A 16,798-nucleotide genomic window follows, 5' to 3' on the forward strand; every position below is an offset into this window, starting at 1 on the left:
GCGCAATTATAACGGGCTGACAAACAAAACTTAGCATTTTTAACCCAAATGCCGGAACAACACCGACGATCGCGGCATAAATGCTACAGCCGGCAAAAAGCAGCCTGAAAACCCTGTTATCGGTTTTCAGGCTGCTTTTCGTTTGGCCGCTGTTTTTCCCGTCGCATCAGATACCAGCGCAGCCGGCTGCGGATGTCGTAGCCGATCGAGCCGAAGCCGAGCATAAACAGCGTGGCGGAGACCGGCAGGGTGAAATGGTAGCCGATCTGGTGGTAGCCCCAGGCGCCGATGATGCCTCCGATCACAAAGCTGGCAACGGTGCCGGTAAACAGCGCCATTTTCGGGCGGTTTACTTTTACGTCGGGCAGGCGCGGATTGGTGTCGCGGCGGTAGTAGAGCACTTTGGCCAGCTCGATGCCCAAATCGGTTACGGTGCCGGTCATGTGGGTGGAGCGGATGGCGCCGCCGGAGAGCACGGTCATCACGGTGTTGTGCATGCCCATGATAAACGACAGAAACAGCACGGTAGGCGGCACCATCGCGCTGCCGATATGAGACAGCGCCACGCCCAGCAGGCCGAACAGCAAAAGATACAGCGCTTCCATCCACATCGACAGCGCATAGCTGCTGTGAAAACGAAAACGCTTGGCCCACAGGATAATCCAGCCCGAATGGGTGGCGCCGGTGAGATAAGCGAGCACGCCCGAGAGCGCCAGCAGGCCGGTTTGCCAGCGGCCGAGCGCGAACTCATCGGCAGCGTTGGAAAGGTGGCCGGTGATGTGCGAAGTGTAGCCGGCCACCGCAAAGAAACCGCCGGCGTTGATCGCCCCCGCCAAGAGCGCCATCAGATAGCCCAGCAGCCGGAAACGGAAGTCCGAAATCGGGCTGTCGTGCAGATAGGGCTTGTCTGCCTGCCAGAATGGGTGGGAAACGGTTTTGCGCGGGCGGCGGGTGCGGGACATGGCGGTAAAAAAGAAAGAAAACGGCGTTTTCGTTGTTCGGGCAGCCTGAAGTGCGGCAAAACGGCTTTCAGGCTGCCTGAAACACGGCGCCGGCATTTTAGCATCTGCCGCGCGGCGCGGGCTTTGACTGATATCCAAGCCGGCGGATATTTTTCAGGCTGCCCGAATATGGCAGGCAGCCTGAAAAATGCTTGGGCGCAAACGTTTCAGGCTGCCCGAATCCATCTCAAGGCAGCCTGAAAAGCCGTTAGGACAATTTTCCTGCCCGCGCCAGCGCATCGGCTTCGTCCAGCCGCTCGGGCGTGCCGACATCGAGCCACAGGCCGTGGTGGAACTCGCCGCCAACGCGCCCATCGGTCATCGCATCGCGCAGCAGCGGCGCGAGTTTGGCACGGCTGTGTGGCGCAATGCCGGCAAACAGCTCGGGCGCGTAAACGCCGACGCCGCTAAATGTGCCGCCCTGCGCGTTCGGCGCGGCGGCATCGGCGTGCAGCAGGCCGCTATTGTCGAGCGCAAAATCGCCCGCCGGATGGTGCGGCGGGTTGGGCACCAGCCACAGATGCGCCAGTAGGCTGCGTTCGGCAAGGGCGGCAGCGCGTTCGGCGGCAGCCTGAAAGTCGATATCGGTAAAAACGTCGCCGTTCACCACCAAAAACGGTTGATTACCCAAGAGCGGCAGCGCGGTGGCAATGCCGCCGGCGGTTTCCAGCCCGCCTTCGTTTTCCGGCGAATAGGCGATATTCACGCCCCACGCCGCGCCGTCGCCCAGCGCGTCTTCGATTTGGCGGCCGAGCCAGGCGTGGTTGATGACGATGTCGCGAAAACCGGCGGCGTGAAGCCGGCGCAGGTGGTGGACAATCAGCGCTTCGCCGCCGGCTTTCAGCAGCGGCTTGGGCGTGCGGTCGGTCAGCGGACGCATACGCTCGCCGCGTCCGGCGGCCAGAATCATGGCTTTCATGGGGAACCTTTGTGCAGTTTGGGTGTTTCGGATGGGCAAAAGCAGCCTGAAAAAATGCTGTCCGCCGCACGGAATACGCTTGTTTGGCGTTTGGCAAAGGCAGCCTGAAAGCCGCGAATACGGTTTTCAGGCTGCCTTTTGCGGTGGGGCGGGTTTAGTGGTTGTCGTCCACCCACACGCTGCCGCTGCCGTTTCTGTCCAGACGGATGCCGTCGGGGGTGCGGGTGTCGTAGTTGCGCTCGCGGCGGGTGTTGCCGATGCCGCGATCTTCGCTGCTGATGCTGCTGGAGCCGTGTTTGCGGCTTTGCTCGCGGTCATAGCGGTTGCTGAAATAGAACTGCTGGTTGCGGCTGCTGTTGCAGCTGCGGATGCTCAGGTAGTTTTCGGAGGCATCGAGGCATTTGCCCGAATCGGCGCTGCGGATGCGGCCGCCGTCGAGATACCAGCGCTGGTTGTCTTTGCCGTTGCATTGGAACAGGATAACGCGGCTGCCGTCGCGGGTTTCGCCGCCGGATACGTCCAGACAGCGGCCGTTTTGGCGGATGGTGCCGCTGCGCGAATCGAAGCGGAATTGTTGGTTGGACTGGCCGTGGCAGCGGTAGCGGATCAGGCTGTGGTGGTCGTCGCCGTGGATGTCGAGGCACTCGCCGCGGTCGGTGCGGATCAGGCCGCCGGCATCGTATTGGTCGCGCTCGCGTTCGTAATCGTCGCGGCGGTTGTGTTCGGGGTAGTAGATGCGGTCGTTTTGCCCGTGCGAGTCGATGTCGATCAGATCGGGCAGCTGCACATTGCAGGCGGCCGGCATCAGCGGCAGCAGCAGGGCGGCGGTCATGGTTTTTTTATGTGGATTCCTTTCGTAAAAACAGCGGCTAAGGTCTTTCAGGCTGCCTGAAAACAGGCCGCGCCCAAGCCGGCGGCCGGCAGCATAAGGCCAAGCGGGCAGGCGGTAAACCGGCTGTACAAACGATTACGCTTTTTTTACAAATTCCGACTTTAAATTCATGGCGCTGCCGTCGATTTTGCAGGCGATGTCGTGATCGCCTTCCTGCAGGCGGATGTTTTTCACTTTGGTGCCCTGCTTGATCACCTGCGAGCTGCCTTTGACTTTCAAATCTTTAATCAGCACCACGGTATCGCCGTCGGCCAGCGGCGTGCCGTTGGCGTCTTTTACCACCGCCGCGCTCTCGGCGGCGGCTTCGTTTTCAGGCTGCCATTCGTGGGCGCATTCGGGGCAGACAAACTGGATGCCGTCGTGATAGGCGTATTCGGAGCCGCATTGCGGGCAGGCGGGTTGGGTCATGGTGGGTTCCTTTAATCAATGGTTGGGCGGATGGTTCGGGGTTTGGAGGCAGCCTGAGAGCCGAATAATGCGGCTTTCAGGCTGCTTTTGCTTTTCAGGCTGCTTTTTTGTCCTTACGCAATTTGGGCGAAGGCGCGGCGGAAATAGGCGAGGGCGGGGCGGTTGTGCTTGCCCAGGCGGATTTCTTCGATGCCGACGTAGAAAATGCGGTGGGTGCCCATGTCGTGATGCTGGAGGATGCGGCCGTGCAGGTGGGCGAGGGCGTCGTCAATCTGCAGCTGGCCGCTGCTGCCGCGGTGCCAGATGTGCTGCTCGAAACGCTCTTCGTGGGTGAGTTTGGTGATGCCGGCAAAATGCTCAGCGGCGTCTTGCTGGCCGGCGGAAAGCACGTTGATGCACAGCTCGCCGTTGCCGGTGAGTATCGGGCAGATGCGGGTGTTGAGATTGACGCACAGCACCACGGTGGGCGGGGTGTCGGTAACCGGCGCGACCGAGGTCATGGTGATGCCGTAGCGGCCGTGTTCGCCGTCGGTGGTAATCAGATAGACGCCGGCGGCGCAGGCGGCCATGGCGTTGCGGAAATCCTGCTGGATGCTGTCCATGGCGGCCTACCGGTAGATTTTTTGCGCGCGTTTGACGGCGCAGACGATTTCGTGGGGAATGGTGCCGGCGGCGGCGGCCACTTCGTTGACGCTGATTTCGTCGCCGAAGAGTTCGACGCTGTCGCCGCTGCCGCCGCCTTTGCTCAAATCAACGGTGAGCATGTCCATCGAGATGCGGCCGATGATGCGGCTGGGGCAGCCTGAAACCGATACCGGCGCGCCGCTGCCGGCGTGGCGCGGGTAGCCGTCGGCATAGCCGCAGGCCACCAGGCCGACGCGGGTGGGGCGGCTGGTGTAGAAGGCGGCGCCGTAACCCACCGGCTCGTGCGCCTGCAGGATGCGTTCGGCAAAAACTTGGCTGGAGAGTTTCATTACCGGCTTGAGCCGGCTGTCGCGGCCGCCGAACGGGTCGATGCCGTACAGCGCGATGCCCGCCCGCCCCCATTCGCGGTGGCTGGCGGGGTGGGCGAGAATGGCGGCGGAATTGGCCAGGCTTTCGGCGCCGGGCAGTGCGGCGCAGATGCTGTCGAAGGTTTCGGTTTGCAGCTCGGTCATGCCGCTGTCGGCGATGTCGGCGCAGGCAAAGTGGCTCATTTTGACGATTTCGGCCACCTTCGGGCTTTGCTTCAGCGCGTTGTAGGCGGCGGCGTAGTCCTGCGGGAAAAAGCCGGCGCGGTGCATGCCGCTGTCCATTTTCAGCCAGACGTTTACCGGCGATTGCCAGTTGTGGGCGAGCAGCGCTTCTAGTTGCGCCTGCTGGTGGACGACCGGCCACAGGCGGTGTTGGTCAACCAAAGCGTATTCGGCAGCCTGAAACACCCCTTCGAGCAGCACGATGGGCTTTTGGATGCCGGCCTCGCGCAGCTGCAGCGCTTCTTCCAGCAGCGCCACCGCAAAGCCGTCGGCCTCGTTTTCCAGCGCCTGCGCGCAGGGCAGCGCACCGTGGCCGTAGGCGTCGGCTTTGATTACCGCCAGCATTTTGCCGCCGTGTAAGGCTTTGAGTGTCCGGTAGTTGTCGCGCAGGTGCTGCAGGCGGATTTCGCATATCAGGGGGCGCATGGTTGCTGTGTCCTAGGCTTAAAGGCAGCCTGAAAATGGGTAAAGGGGCGGATTATAGGGGCTTTACCGGTTTTGATAAACTGCCGGCAGCCGCGGCAGCCTGAAAATAAAGGCTTGCCTGAATGGCGGAAAACACACTAAAATGCGCGGTTTCGCAAATTGACGATTTTTTCAAAGGAATTCTCATGGTAGTTATCCGTTTGTCCCGCGGCGGTTCCAAAAAACGCCCGTTCTACAACATCGTAGTAACCGACCGCCGCGCCCGCCGCGACGGCCGTTTCGTTGAGCGCGTAGGTTTCTATAACCCCGTTGCCAACGAAAAACAAGAGCGCGTACGCCTGCAGGCCGACCGCCTGAACCACTGGATCAGCCAGGGCGCGCAAATCACTCCGGCCGTTGCCAAGCTGGTAAAAGAACAGCAAAACGCCGCTTAAGCCCACCCGCATGAGCGACTCCGCGCAATGGGTGGCCATGGGCTACATCAAAGGCGTATTCGGAATCAAAGGCTGGCTGAAAGTCAAAACCGATACCGAATACGCCGACAGTTTGCTCGATTACCGGCGCTGGCGGCTGCATAAAGACGGCAGGCGGCAAGACGTGGAAATCGAAGACGGCAAAATCGTCGGCAGCGAACTGCAGGTCAAATTCGCCGGCATAGACGACCGCGACCAGGCTGCCTTGCTGCGCGGCTACACCGTTGAAGTACCGCGCGACGAATTTGCCGAAACCGAAGAAGACGAATACTACTGGGTCGATTTGGTCGGCATGCAGGTGAAAAACCGCGCCGGCGAAACCATCGGTACGGTACAAAACCTGATGGAAACCGGCGCCCACGATATTCTGGTGGTGGCCAAAGCCGAAGGCAAAACGCTGATTCCCTTTGTCAGCCAGTTTATCGACGGCGTCGATCGGGAAAATCGCACCATTACCGCCGATTGGGGCAGCGACTACTGATGAAAATCCAAGCCCTGACCCTGTTTCCCGAAATGTTTGCCGCCATCGGCGAATACGGCGTAACCGGACGGGCGGCCAAACAAGGCATCTGGTCGTTTTGCGCCATCAACCCGCGCCGCTTTGCCGACAACCGTTTGGGCTATATCGACGACCGTCCTTTCGGCGGCGGCCCCGGCATGATTATGATGGCGCCGCCGCTACAGGCGGCAATCGACGAAGCCGTGGCCAACTGCAGCGGCAATCCCGCCAGTCGCCGCGTGATTTATCTCAGCCCGCAGGGCGCGCCGCTCACCCACCAAAAAGTGAGCGAACTTGCCGGCTACGACAATCTGATACTGCTTTGCGGCCGTTATGAAGGCGTGGACGAGCGCCTGTTGCAAAGCAGTGTTGATGAAGAAATATCCGTTGGCGATTTCGTCGTATCCGGCGGCGAGTTGCCGGCGATGATGCTGATGGATGCCGTGTTACGGTTGATTCCGGGGGTATTGGGCGACATCGAGTCTGCCGCGCAAGACTCGTTTGCCAACGGTCTTTTGGACTGCCCGCACTACACCCGGCCCAGCGAATTTTGCGGTATGGCCGTTCCCGAGGTTTTAAAATCGGGCAACCATGCCGCAATCGCGGAATGGCGCTTGGAACAGGCGCTGCGCCGCACTTTGAACCGCCGCCCCGATTTGTTGGAGGGGCGCGCATTGATCCCACAGGAAGCCCGATTGCTGCAAAAGATTCTGTCCGAGCAGCAGGATAAGGCATAATCCAATTATATTCAGGAGTTTTCACATGAATCTGATCCAACAGTTAGAGCAGGAAGAAATCGCCCGCTTGAACAAAGACATCCCCGCTTTCGCCCCCGGTGACACCGTTGTGGTGTGGGTGCGCGTGGTAGAGGGCAACCGTACCCGTCTGCAGGCCTATGAAGGTGTGGTGATTTCCCGCCGCAACCGCGGTCTGAACAGCAACTTCATCGTGCGCAAAATCTCCAGCGGCGAAGGCGTGGAACGTACTTTCCCGCTGTACTCTCCCCGCGTGGAAAAAATCGAAGTCAAACGCCGCGGCGACGTACGCCGTGCCAAGCTGTACTACCTGCGCGGCCTGACCGGCAAAGCCGCACGCATCAAAGAAAAACTGCCTGCCCGCAAACAGCAGCAAGACTAAGTTTGGTGCAAAAACCCGTTTCCATTATCCGGAAACGGGTTTTTGTTGGTACCGGTACGCAAAAGGCAGCCTGAAAACTTCTCAGGCTGCCTTTATTGTTTTGGTTTAATGGCTGCGTGCGGTTACGAAACGGGCAAGGCTGCGCAGATGCTCTGCCCGTTCGTCAAACGCCTGCAGCTGTGCCAGCGCTTCAGCTACCAGCTCTTCGGCATAGCGGCGGGCGGCGTCCAGCCCCATCAGTTTCACATAGGTCGGTTTGTCGGCCTCGGCGTCTTTGCCGGCGGTTTTGCCCAGCGTCGCGGTGTCGGCGCTGCAGTCGAGCACGTCGTCCACCACTTGGAAGGCCAGGCCGAGACAGGCAGCGTAGCGGTCGAGCTTTTCCAGCGCGGCATCATCCAAGTCGGGGCAGCTTAAAGCGCCCAGCAGCACGGCGGCACGAATCAGCGCGCCGGTTTTCAGGCGGTGCATCGCTTCCAGTTCGGTTTGTGACAGCGATTTGCCGACATTGTCCAAATCCACCGCCTGCCCGCCGGCCATGCCGAGACTGCCGGATGCTGCGGCCAGCGTGCGGATCATGTGCAGCTGGCGGTCGGCAGGCAGGCCGTTGGTTTGCGACAGCAGCTCGAAAGCCAGCGTTTGCAGCGCATCGCCGGTGAGCAGGGCGGTCGCTTCGCCGTAGCGGACGTGGCAGGTGGGCTTGCCGCGGCGCAGGGTGTCGTTATCCATGGCCGGCATATCGTCGTGCACCAGCGAGTAAACGTGGATGCATTCGACCGCCGCCGCCGCCTGCTCGCAGGCAGCCTGAACGCTCTTGCCCAGTTCGGCCGCCGCCAGCACCAGCAGCGGGCGCAGGCGTTTGCCGCCGTCCAAAACCGCATAACGCATCGCCTGATGCAGGCTTTCAGGCTGCTTTGATGCCGCGGGCAAAACCCGTTCTAAAATCAGCTCGGTCTGCGCGCGGGCGCGGCTTTGCCAGCCTGAAAAATCATTCTTTGCCGTCAAGATCCAGCTCCTTTAATCCGTCCGCATCCAATACCTGCAGTTTTTGTTCGACCTGCGCCAGTTTGTTCTGGCAAAAGCGCACCAGTTCGCTGCCTTCCTGATAGGCGGCCAGCGCTTCTTCCAGCGGCAGGCTGCTGCCCTGCATCGCTTCGGTAATCGCTTCCAGCCGCGCCAGAGCGTCTTCAAAAGTTTTCGGGGTGGTTTTGCGCGTCATGCTTGTGTTCCCGTGTCGGGTAGTCGGAGATTAAAGGCGGCGATTATAAGCCATAAAGGATTGCAGGCAGCCTGAAAGCGAGTGCGGGGCTTAAAACGGGACAACAAAAGGCAGCCAATAAAACTTTGACAAAACATCCAGCTAATGGAATAATCCGCCCCTTTCGCGCATGGGGCGCGGAAAATTTTTTTACCGAACAACTACACGGAGTTGAGTATGTACGCGGTCATAAAAACCGGCGGCAAGCAGTATAAAGTTGCCGTTGGCGAAAAATTGAAAGTAGAACAGATACCTGCCGAACTCGACAGCCAAATCGAACTGACCGAAGTTCTGATGATTGCTGACGGCGAGTCTGTAAAAGTAGGCGCACCCTTTATCGAAGGTGCGAAAGTAACGGCTAAAGTAGTGGCACACGGACGCGGCGAGAAAATCCGCATTTTCAAAATGCGCCGCCGCAAACACTACCAAAAACGCCAAGGCCACCGCCAGAATTTCACCCAAATCGAAATCGTGGCCATCGCCTGATTACCCGTTCACCACAGTTTAAGGAGTATTAAACATGGCAACCAAAAAAGCCGGCGGTAGCTCTAAAAACGGCCGCGATTCAGAAGCCAAACGCCTGGGCGTGAAAGCCTACGGCAACGAACTGATCCCTGCAGGTTCCATCATCGTGCGCCAGCGCGGTACCAAATTCCATGCCGGCGACAACGTAGGCATGGGCAAAGACCATACCCTGTTCGCCAAAGTGGACGGCTATGTGGAATTCGCCGTAAAAGGCCGCCTGAACCGCAAAACTGTCAGCGTCCGCCCCTACACCGGCGAGAACTAAACCGCAGTTTTCCCGCCCTGCCCGTCAAACGGCAGGGCTTTTGCTTGCCCGCGTGAAGCAGCCTGAAAATAGCCGGCAGCGGGCAGACAAGCGCCGTGCCAGCCTGTATAATCCGCCCCTTTGTTTAACCCGCCGCCTCTTGCGAAAGCACCACCATGCTGTACAGCCTGCCTTATTTCCAGCAACATCTCGATGCCGATTTGGAACGTGTCAATGCGGTCATCGGCAAGGCCGTGCAGTCGGAAGTGGCGCTGATTTCGCAGATCGGCAGCTACATCATCAGCGCCGGCGGCAAGCGGCTGCGCCCCATCATCACCATTCTCGCCGGCAAAGTGCTGGGCTACGACGACGACAAACTCTACTCGCTGGCGGCAATGGTTGAATTTATCCACACATCCACCCTGCTGCATGATGATGTAGTCGATGAAAGCGAGCTGCGCCGCGGCCGCGCCACCGCCAATAATCTGTTCGGCAACGCCGCCGCCGTGCTGGTGGGCGACTTTCTCTACACCCGCGCCTTCCAGCTGATGGTCGGCTCGGGCAGCCTGAAAATCCTGGATGTGATGGCCGATGCCACCAACATCATCGCCGAAGGTGAAGTGATGCAGCTGATGAACATCGGCAATACCGACATCAGCGAAAGCCAGTATCTGCAGGTTATCCAGTACAAAACCGCCAAGCTCTTTGAAGCCGCCGCCCAAGTCGGCGCGATTCTTGCCGGCGCCGATGCCACGCAGGAGCAGGCACTGAAAGACTACGGTATGTACGTCGGCACCGCCTTCCAGATTATCGACGACGTGCTCGATTATTCCGGCAGCCCCGAGCAGATTGGCAAAAACGTCGGCGACGATTTGGCCGAAGGCAAGCCTACCCTGCCGCTGATTTACCTGATGCGCCGGGGCAGCGCCGAAGCCGCCGCCGACGTGCGCCACGCGCTCACCCACGCCGACCGCAGCTATTTCGACAAAATCCACGCCCACGTGCTCGCATCCGACGCGCTGGCCTACTGCACCGCGCAGGCGCGCCAAGCCGCCGAACGCGCCGCCGCCTGCCTTGAAGCGCTGCCGGATAACGAAGTGCGCCGCGCCATGCGCGATCTGGCAGAGCTGTCGGTAGCCCGTCTCTCTTAACCGTCTTTTCTGCAAAACCTCGCCGTAGTTCAACGGATAGAACGTATGCCTCCTAAGCGTAAAATACAGGTTCGATTCCTGTCGGCGAGGCCAATCTTTTTCGGGCGTAAAGCTCGTTTCTTGTTTTCTCCCGTCCTGTTTTCTGTTATTTTTGCCGCGCCAGCCGCTTTCAGGCTGCCTGCCGTATCCTTGCGGCAGCATAAACACACACAGGAGAAATCATCATGCGTCGTTTATTGTCCCAACTGTCTTTCCCGCTGGTTCAGGCGCCGATGGCCTACGCGCAAGGCGTGGAGCTGACCGCCGCCGTCTGCCGCGCCGGCGCGCTCGGTTCGCTGCCGGCGGCGATGTTCGCGCCCGATACTTTGGATGCCGCGCTGCACGAATTGCGCAGTTTGATTGGGGATGCGCCCTACAATCTCAATTTTTTCGCCCACCGCCCGCAATCGGTTACTGCCGAACAGCGGGCGACTTGGCATCGGCTGCTGGCGCCGCATCTGGCGCGTTTTGGCCTGGCCGAAAGCGATATTCCCACCGATGCCGGCCGCAATCCCTTTGACGAGGCGATGTTGGAAGTGGTGCGCCGCCACCGGCCGGCGGTGGTCAGTTTTCATTTCGGCCTGCCGCAAAGCAGCCTGCTGACGGCCGTGAAAGACAGCGGCGCGCTGGTGCTCGGCAATGCCACTACCGCCGATGAAGCGCGCTGGCTGGAAGGGCAGGGCGCGGACGGCATTATCGTGCAGGGGCTGGAAGCCGGCGGCCACCGCGGCATGTTTTTATCGTCTGATTTGACGCGCCAGAGCGGCCTGTTTGCCCTGCTGCCGAATGTCCGCCGCGCGGTGTCGCTGCCGCTGATTGCCGCCGGCGGCATCAGCGATTCCGCCGCGGTGCGGGCGGCGCTAGATTTGGGTGCCGACGCCGTCCAATGCGGCAGCGCCTTTCTGCTGGCCGACGAAGCCAAAACCAGCCCCGCCTACCGCGCCGCGCTGCAAAGCCCGCAGGCGGCCGATACCGTGCTGACCAATCTGTTTAGCGGCGGCATCGCCCGCGGCATCCGCAGCGCCTATATCGACGAAGCCGGCCCGATCCATCCCGCCGCCCTGCCGTTTCCGCAGGCCGGAGCCGCCGCCGGATTATTGCGCCGCGCCGCCGAGCAGGCCGGCAGCAGCGAATATTCGTCGTTCTGGGCGGGGCAAAACGTATTGGCGGCACGGCCGGGCAGCGCCGCCAAAATCGTTGCCAGACTGGCCGCCGGCTTTCAGGCAGCCTGAAACCGCCGCTTGGGCAGCCTGAAACGCCCAATCCGCCGCCAACGCGGCGATTTTTTCGTGCGGCGCTGTTTTCAGGCTGCTTTTGTCTATGTCAGTCGTCAGGCAGCCTGAAAACTGCGGCAAAACACGGCATTTGGGCTGCCGCGCAAAACCGAACCCGCACCGCGGCTTTTAGTCAAGCGGCTGATGCGTCTGCCTTACCTTTTCTAATGGTTCTTAACCCGTTATTGCATGAAATCGGGTAGAATGCCCGAGTTTTTATGGTGCGCGCGCAACACTAGGCGGCGCACTTCCATTTGGCCGGCGCCCAAACGGCTTTCCGGCACACTCTTTCGCGGCTGCGGCCGCTCCCGACCAATACAGCAGGCTGCTTGCCGCAGCCTGAAACGATTGCGGACGAATATGAATCTCTTCAAACAACTATGCGGCACGGCCTGCTGCCTGCTCGGCCTGCTGGCACTGCCCGCCACGGTCTCGGCGGCGCCCGCCAAGAAGCCCGCCAAAACCGCGGCCAAGCCGGCCGAAAAGAAAACCGACAAAAAATCCGATAAGGCCGACGCCAAAAAAGACAGCAAAAAAGCAGCCAAACCCGCTGCCGACAAAACCCCAAACGCCAAAGGCAAAGCTGCAGACAAAAACAAAAAAAACGACCAAGACACCCGCAAAGACAAAAACCAAGACAAAGCAAAAAAAGCTAAAGACAGCGCCAAAGACAAAGCCCGCGACGCCAAAAACGGCAAAACCAAAGAAAAGCAGCCTGAAAGCGCCAAAACCAAAGAAAAAGAACGCGGCAAGCCCGCCGGCAAAGCCCAGGCAAAAAAGCCGGCCGACGATCCGCTGCATTCCATCATCAGCCGCAAAAGCAAAACCGTCCCACATACGCCGGCGCCCAAAGCGGAGCCCAAGCCCGATACGGCAGCCAAGCCGGACGAAACGCCGAAGTCGTCTGCCAATAATTCCCCCGATCACGACGAACTCGACCGCCTGATTGCGCGCAAAAGCGACGAAGCGAAAAAAAGCCGTTCCGCCGAAGTCGCCGCCGCGCCGGCGCGCAAAGAGAGCGACAAAGAAAACGCTACCGAAGACAAACGCCCAATCAGCAAGGGCGATGCCGACGAGTTGATCGGCAACGCCATGGGTCTGATCGGCGTCGCCTACCGCTTCGGCGGCACTTCGCCCAGCACCGGCTTCGATTGCAGCGGCTTTATGCAGCACATTTTCCGCAAAGCCTTCGCCGTCAATCTGCCGCGCACGTCCGCCGAGCAGGCGCGCGTCGGCACTTATGTTGCCCGCACCGATCTGCAGCCGGGCGACATGGTGTTCTTCCGCACCCACGGTTCGCGCATTTCCCACGTCGGCATGTATGTCGGCAACAACCGCTTTATCCACGCGCCGCGTACCGGCAAGCGCATCGAAATCGTCAGTCTGTCAAACAAATACTGGAACGCCCGTTACGCCACCGCCCGCCGCGTGAAGCGCAACAACGCCGACCGTTTCGTCCGCTGATCCCGCTCACTTAAGGAAGACTATGCCGCAACCCAAAATGCCGGTTTGGTACGGCGACGACGGCGAAATCGTCTCGTGTACCGAAAAAATCAAAGTGATGGAGCAAAACATGGGCGAGCTTTTTCAGGCTGCCCAAGACGCTTTTGAAGACGGCCTGCTGATGGGCTGCAGCGAGCGCCAGCTGCGCGAATATCTGGCCGCGCTGATGGCAGCGGTGGACAATCCCTACCGCAAAAAGCCCTAAGTTCCATATCTGCCGCCGTTTCAGGCTGCCTGAAAAACCGCCCGTAGCGGCGGTTTGCCGTTTATCCCCAACCGAAAGCATCCGCATGGACAACCGCCGCCAAATCATTCTTGACACCGAAACCACCGGCCTGTATCCCAATGCCGCCGAAAACCCCGACCGGCTGATTGAATTTGCCGGTTTGGAAATGCGCAACCGCAGTTTTACCGACGAAAAACTGCATCTTTACGTCCATCCGCAGCGTGATATCCCCGCCGAAGCCGCCGCCGTGCACGGCATCACACTCGACAAGCTCGAAGGCAAGCCGGTGTTTGCCGAAGTGGCGCAACAGATTGCCGACTTTATCCGCGGCGCAGAGTTGGTGATCCACAACGCCAAATTCGACGTCGGCTTTCTCGATGCCGAGTTCGCCCGTCTCGGCATGCCCGGCGTTGAAGATTTGGGCTGCACGATTACCGACACGCTGGCAATGGCGCGCGAACGCTATCCCGGTCAGAAAAACAATCTTGATGCGCTGTGTAACCGCCTGGGGGTTGACCGCAGCCGCCGCGTGCTGCACGGCGCACTGATCGACTGCGAGCTGCTCGGCGGCGTTTATCTGGCGATGACCCGCGGCCAGTTCAGCCTGACCGACGCTTTCGAGCAGGAAGACGACGACACCCCGCAAACCACTGCCCCGCAGCCGGCCGACCATCTCCCGCGCCCTGTCGGCGTAAAACTGAAAGTGCTGGCGGCCGACAGCGAAGAGCGCGCCGCCCACGAAGCTTTTCTCGACCAAATCGACAAATCCTGCGGCGGCACCAGCATTTACCGCGCCGATGCCGGCAGCGCGCAGCAATAAACCGGCGGCAGCCTGAAAACCAGGCAACCGCCGCCAATATGCCAATATTAAAGGGCAGCCTGAAAACTTTTCAGGCTGCCTTTTTAATGTGTTGACGCTATTGCGGTGCCGCTGCCGCGTCGTGTTCGGCGATACAGTTTTGCAAGGCGGTAACCAGTTTGTCGAAAATCTCCTTGCTTTCTTTGGTTTCGCGGCCAAGCCCGTGGCTGATCAGCGCTTTGCGCCAGGCGGTGCGGTCGGGGTATTGCGCGGAAACCTGGTCGTAACCGCAGCCGCAGATTTTCTCGGCCGCCGCCGCGGTATAGCCCGGTTCGCCGTCTTCAGGCTGCTGCATTTCTTCGGAGCAGCTTTTGATGACTTCTTGGCGGGTTTCCTTGTCGTCAATATTGTTGGCCATGGTTTCGACGGCGGTATCGCAGCCGGCCAGCAGCAGGGTTAGGGCAAGGGCGGGGAGCAGGGTTTTCATGGTTATGGATGAATTAAAGATTGGGGGGCTGTGTAGAAGTCCGTCAAGCCGGCGTTCAGGCTGCCTTGTCTGGTGGGTAAGGCAGCCTGAAAGGGGAAGACTTATTCGATGCAGGATTCGACGGCCTTGACCAGCTGCTTTTCAAAAGCCTTGTTTTTGGCGCTGGCAGGGTTGCTGTTGTACTCGGCGAAGGCTTGGCGCCAGGCGGTGCGGTCGCTGTATTTGGCGGACACTTTGTCGTAGCCGCAGCCGCACAGTTCGGCGGCCTGCGCTTTGCTCACGGAGCCGTTGGACGCTTGGTGCGCGCTTGCGGCGCAGGAATCGACGAAACTTTTGCGCATGATTGCTTCGTCGGGTTCGCCGGCGTTGTTGGCGGTGTCGCTGCCGGGGTTGCAGCCGGCGAGCAGGGTGCAAAAGAGCGCGGCGGCGAGTACGGTTTTGGCGGTCATGGATTTCTTTCCTTCGGGTGGTGGGAAAAAGCGGTTTTCAGGCTGCTTTCTGCTTTTTGGACATGGCGGCCAGGCAGCCTGAAAACCGTGCGGACTATCTGCCGGCGAGAAACACCAGCTCGGCGAGCGCCGCCAGCCGCAGGGTGTCGCTGCCCCAGCGCGGGTGGTGCAGGCGGCGCATCCATAAAATCGGGCGCACGGTTTTGCCTACCGCAGCGGCGGCCGGCAGGGTGCGGTGGCGGCGCCAAACGGCGGCGGCGGCGGGCAGCAGGCCGTTTTCGCGCAGCCAGAAGGCGCTGGATTGCAAGTAGCACAGATAATCGCGGCTTTGACAGTGCGCCAGCGGCAGATAGCGGCCGGGGTCGTCTTCAAAGTCGATAAAGCCGGTTTCGCCGTCGTCGCAGGCGATGATGTTGCGGCCGAAAGCCTGGCTGAGATACTGATCGCGCTGATGGACGGCGGCGATGGCGTCCAGTCCGCGCTGCCAGCAGGCAACCGGATCGGCGGCAATTTTGATGGCGTCGAGAATATCGGTGTCGCCCAGATGGCTGAACATCAGCGCGTCGGCGTTGCGGGCGAGCAGCTGCGGCACGCGCACGCCGGCGGCGGTGAGGGTGGTCAGCCTTTGGGCTTCGGTATCGAGCGCGGTGCGGCCGCCGAAATTGGGTACGGGGCGCAGCACGCCCAGCCGCAGCAGCGAAGCGATGGCGCCAAGCAGGCGGTAGCGCCAGGCGGCGATGGTCTTGCCGGTTTTGCGCACCCATACGGTTTGGCCGTCGGCAAGGGTGTGGCGCGCGATGGTGTCCTGCTGCTGCGGCAGGATGGCGGCAAGCGCGGCGGCGTAATCGGTTTCGTTCATTGTTTTCAGGCTGCTTCGGATACGGGGGGCGCAGTTTGCCACACTTCCTGCACCGCGTCGCGCAGCAGCGCCAGCGCCGGATCCTGGCCGTATTCGTCGAGATAGACGAAGCTCATCGGCAGTTGCTGCTCGAATTCGTCGATCAGGGCGATGGGGCTGCCTTGGGCTTGGGCGGCTTGGGCGCTGTGTTTGGGTACCATCGCCAGGCCGATGCCGTCGGCAGCCAGGCCGATAATGGCCTGCGGGTAGTCGCAGATAATCTGTTTTTTCGGCGTGAGTTTGTGGCGGTGCCAGAACTGCTGCAGGTTTTTGTGGCTGCCGGAAACGCCGGACATTTCGATCCAGGTGAAGTCGTTGAGACTGCGCGGCAGGCCGCTGCGCAGGCGGCTTTCGTCGTCGGTGTGGCAGATGAGCGAGTAGGCGATGTGCTCCAGCGGCACGCTTTGCAGGGTGCGCTGGTTGAGCGGGCCGAGAAAAAAGCCGCCGTGCAGGCGTTTGGCCAGGATGCGGCTGAGGATTTCGCCGCTCATGCCGTATTGGATGTGCAGTTGGACGCCGGGTTCGCGGCGCACGATGCTGCGGGTGAGGCGGCTGACTTTGTCGGCGCGGATGGGGTGGATCAGGCCGAGGCGGGCGTGGTGGATGTAGTCTTCCGACAGGGTTTGCGCGAACACTTCGAGCCGGTGTTTGTGCTGCAACAGCTCTTCGGCTTCGGGCAGCAGCACTTCGCCGGCGCGGGTGAGGGTCATGCCGCTGTTGGTGCGGGTAAACAGCGGCGTGCCGACGTCGGCTTCGAGCGCCTTGATTTGGGCGGAAACGGCGGGCTGGGAAAGAAACAGCTTTTCGGCGGCCTGGGTAAGGTTTTGGGTGTGGGCGACGGTGATAAAGGCGCGCAGTTGGTTGATGTCCATGTGGGTTCCGTGTCTTCGGGCGTGTTGACAATCAGCGTTGCGGCGGTGTTTTTGGCAAAAAATGCCCGCCTGCCGCGTCAAAAATG

23 protein-coding genes and 1 tRNA gene are annotated in these 16,798 nt (G+C 60.5%); 12 read left to right on the forward strand and 12 right to left on the reverse strand.

The window, feature by feature from the left end; all coding sequences use genetic code 11:
* Positions 1 to 116: 116 nt before the first annotated feature.
* From MB824_RS10075 to alr, 6 genes are all read right to left on the reverse strand, one after another.
* The gene (locus MB824_RS10075) at positions 117 to 962 is read right to left on the reverse strand and encodes a YoaK family protein (protein WP_238748391.1); all 846 of its coding nucleotides are present in this window, start codon (positions 960 to 962) and stop codon (positions 117 to 119) included.
* 247 nt (positions 963 to 1,209) lie between these two features.
* Positions 1,210 to 1,920 (reverse strand): N-acetylmuramate alpha-1-phosphate uridylyltransferase MurU, encoded by a 711-nt coding sequence (gene murU / locus MB824_RS10080; RefSeq protein ID WP_238748393.1) that lies wholly within the window; start codon positions 1,918 to 1,920, stop codon positions 1,210 to 1,212.
* 154 nt (positions 1,921 to 2,074) lie between these two features.
* Positions 2,075 to 2,752, reverse strand: coding sequence for a ricin-type beta-trefoil lectin domain protein (locus tag MB824_RS10085; protein WP_238748394.1), 678 nt, complete (start codon positions 2,750 to 2,752; stop codon positions 2,075 to 2,077).
* 135 nt (positions 2,753 to 2,887) lie between these two features.
* Positions 2,888 to 3,220, reverse strand: coding sequence for a zinc ribbon domain-containing protein YjdM (locus MB824_RS10090; RefSeq protein WP_238748395.1), 333 nt, complete (start codon positions 3,218 to 3,220; stop codon positions 2,888 to 2,890).
* 113 nt (positions 3,221 to 3,333) lie between these two features.
* Positions 3,334 to 3,822 (reverse strand): 4-hydroxyphenylacetate 3-monooxygenase, reductase component, encoded by a 489-nt coding sequence (hpaC, locus tag MB824_RS10095; RefSeq protein WP_238748396.1) that lies wholly within the window; start codon positions 3,820 to 3,822, stop codon positions 3,334 to 3,336.
* A gap of 6 nt (positions 3,823 to 3,828) precedes the next feature.
* Positions 3,829 to 4,881, reverse strand: coding sequence for an alanine racemase (gene alr / locus MB824_RS10100; RefSeq protein WP_238748397.1), 1,053 nt, complete (start codon positions 4,879 to 4,881; stop codon positions 3,829 to 3,831).
* Positions 4,882 to 5,066: 185 nt separating this feature from the next.
* On the opposite strand from alr, the gene rpsP reads away from it, so the two are divergent.
* From rpsP to rplS, 4 genes are read left to right on the forward strand one after another with little or no spacing between them, the layout of a single operon-like run.
* Positions 5,067 to 5,315, forward strand: a complete 249-nt coding sequence (rpsP, locus tag MB824_RS10105) for a 30S ribosomal protein S16 (RefSeq protein WP_238748398.1) — start codon at positions 5,067 to 5,069, stop codon at positions 5,313 to 5,315.
* Between the two features lie 10 nt (positions 5,316 to 5,325).
* The gene (gene rimM / locus MB824_RS10110) at positions 5,326 to 5,835 is read left to right on the forward strand and encodes a ribosome maturation factor RimM (RefSeq protein ID WP_238748399.1); all 510 of its coding nucleotides are present in this window, start codon (positions 5,326 to 5,328) and stop codon (positions 5,833 to 5,835) included.
* On the forward strand, positions 5,835 to 6,590 hold the full coding sequence (trmD, locus tag MB824_RS10115; protein ID WP_238748400.1) for a tRNA (guanosine(37)-N1)-methyltransferase TrmD: 756 nt from the start codon (positions 5,835 to 5,837) through the stop codon (positions 6,588 to 6,590). Before rimM ends, trmD begins: the two co-directional genes overlap by 1 nt.
* A 25-nt stretch (positions 6,591 to 6,615) precedes the next feature.
* Positions 6,616 to 6,990 (forward strand): 50S ribosomal protein L19, encoded by a 375-nt coding sequence (gene rplS, locus MB824_RS10120; protein ID WP_238748401.1) that lies wholly within the window; start codon positions 6,616 to 6,618, stop codon positions 6,988 to 6,990.
* Positions 6,991 to 7,095: 105 nt separating this feature from the next.
* Here the strand turns inward: rplS and MB824_RS10125 are convergent, their stop codons facing one another.
* Both MB824_RS10125 and MB824_RS10130 read right to left on the reverse strand, forming a co-directional pair.
* Positions 7,096 to 7,992, reverse strand: coding sequence for a polyprenyl synthetase family protein (locus MB824_RS10125; RefSeq protein WP_238748402.1), 897 nt, complete (start codon positions 7,990 to 7,992; stop codon positions 7,096 to 7,098).
* The gene (locus tag MB824_RS10130; RefSeq protein ID WP_238748403.1) at positions 7,976 to 8,206 is read right to left on the reverse strand and encodes an exodeoxyribonuclease VII small subunit; all 231 of its coding nucleotides are present in this window, start codon (positions 8,204 to 8,206) and stop codon (positions 7,976 to 7,978) included. The genes MB824_RS10125 and MB824_RS10130 overlap by 17 nt, the downstream gene beginning before the upstream one ends.
* Before the next feature lie 216 nt (positions 8,207 to 8,422).
* Here MB824_RS10130 and rplU point away from each other — a divergent pair, with 216 nt between their 5' ends.
* The 8 genes from rplU (at position 8,423) to dnaQ (ending at position 14,027) form a co-directional block, all read left to right on the forward strand.
* A complete protein-coding gene (rplU, locus tag MB824_RS10135; RefSeq protein ID WP_023887837.1) occupies positions 8,423 to 8,731 on the forward strand; it encodes a 50S ribosomal protein L21 in 309 nt (102 codons plus the stop codon).
* 34 nt (positions 8,732 to 8,765) lie between these two features.
* Entirely contained in the window at positions 8,766 to 9,035 is a 270-nt protein-coding gene (gene rpmA, locus MB824_RS10140) for a 50S ribosomal protein L27 (protein WP_238748404.1), read from the forward strand.
* 155 nt (positions 9,036 to 9,190) lie between these two features.
* Positions 9,191 to 10,165: a polyprenyl synthetase family protein gene (locus MB824_RS10145; protein ID WP_238748405.1), complete on the forward strand. Its 975-nt coding sequence runs from the start codon at positions 9,191 to 9,193 to the stop codon at positions 10,163 to 10,165.
* 18 nt (positions 10,166 to 10,183) lie between these two features.
* Positions 10,184 to 10,258, forward strand: a tRNA-Arg gene (locus tag MB824_RS10150).
* 131 nt (positions 10,259 to 10,389) lie between these two features.
* Entirely contained in the window at positions 10,390 to 11,436 is a 1,047-nt protein-coding gene (locus MB824_RS10155) for an NAD(P)H-dependent flavin oxidoreductase (RefSeq protein ID WP_238748406.1), read from the forward strand.
* Positions 11,437 to 12,420: 984 nt separating this feature from the next.
* Entirely contained in the window at positions 12,421 to 12,942 is a 522-nt protein-coding gene (locus tag MB824_RS10160) for a C40 family peptidase (RefSeq protein ID WP_407659234.1), read from the forward strand.
* 22 nt (positions 12,943 to 12,964) lie between these two features.
* Complete coding sequence (locus tag MB824_RS10165; RefSeq protein WP_238748407.1) at positions 12,965 to 13,186, forward strand: hypothetical protein; 222 nt, start codon at positions 12,965 to 12,967, stop codon at positions 13,184 to 13,186.
* Positions 13,187 to 13,271: 85 nt separating this feature from the next.
* The gene (gene dnaQ / locus MB824_RS10170) at positions 13,272 to 14,027 is read left to right on the forward strand and encodes a DNA polymerase III subunit epsilon (RefSeq protein WP_238748409.1); all 756 of its coding nucleotides are present in this window, start codon (positions 13,272 to 13,274) and stop codon (positions 14,025 to 14,027) included.
* 97 nt (positions 14,028 to 14,124) lie between these two features.
* Here dnaQ and MB824_RS10175 read toward each other — a convergent pair whose 3' ends face one another.
* The 4 genes from MB824_RS10175 to MB824_RS10190 all read right to left on the reverse strand — a co-directional run bounded on the left by MB824_RS10175 (position 14,125) and on the right by MB824_RS10190 (position 16,712).
* The gene (locus MB824_RS10175) at positions 14,125 to 14,493 is read right to left on the reverse strand and encodes a hypothetical protein (protein WP_238748410.1); all 369 of its coding nucleotides are present in this window, start codon (positions 14,491 to 14,493) and stop codon (positions 14,125 to 14,127) included.
* Positions 14,494 to 14,594: 101 nt separating this feature from the next.
* A complete protein-coding gene (locus MB824_RS10180; RefSeq protein WP_238748411.1) occupies positions 14,595 to 14,942 on the reverse strand; it encodes a hypothetical protein in 348 nt (115 codons plus the stop codon).
* Positions 14,943 to 15,036: 94 nt separating this feature from the next.
* Positions 15,037 to 15,801, reverse strand: coding sequence for a BUD32 family EKC/KEOPS complex subunit (locus MB824_RS10185; RefSeq protein WP_238748412.1), 765 nt, complete (start codon positions 15,799 to 15,801; stop codon positions 15,037 to 15,039).
* A gap of 5 nt (positions 15,802 to 15,806) precedes the next feature.
* Positions 15,807 to 16,712, reverse strand: a complete 906-nt coding sequence (locus MB824_RS10190) for a LysR family transcriptional regulator (protein ID WP_238748413.1) — start codon at positions 16,710 to 16,712, stop codon at positions 15,807 to 15,809.
* Positions 16,713 to 16,798: the final 86 nt, after the last annotated feature.

Source organism: Kingella pumchi (assembly GCF_022288825.1).
GTDB lineage: Bacteria > Pseudomonadota > Gammaproteobacteria > Burkholderiales > Neisseriaceae > Kingella_D > Kingella_D pumchi.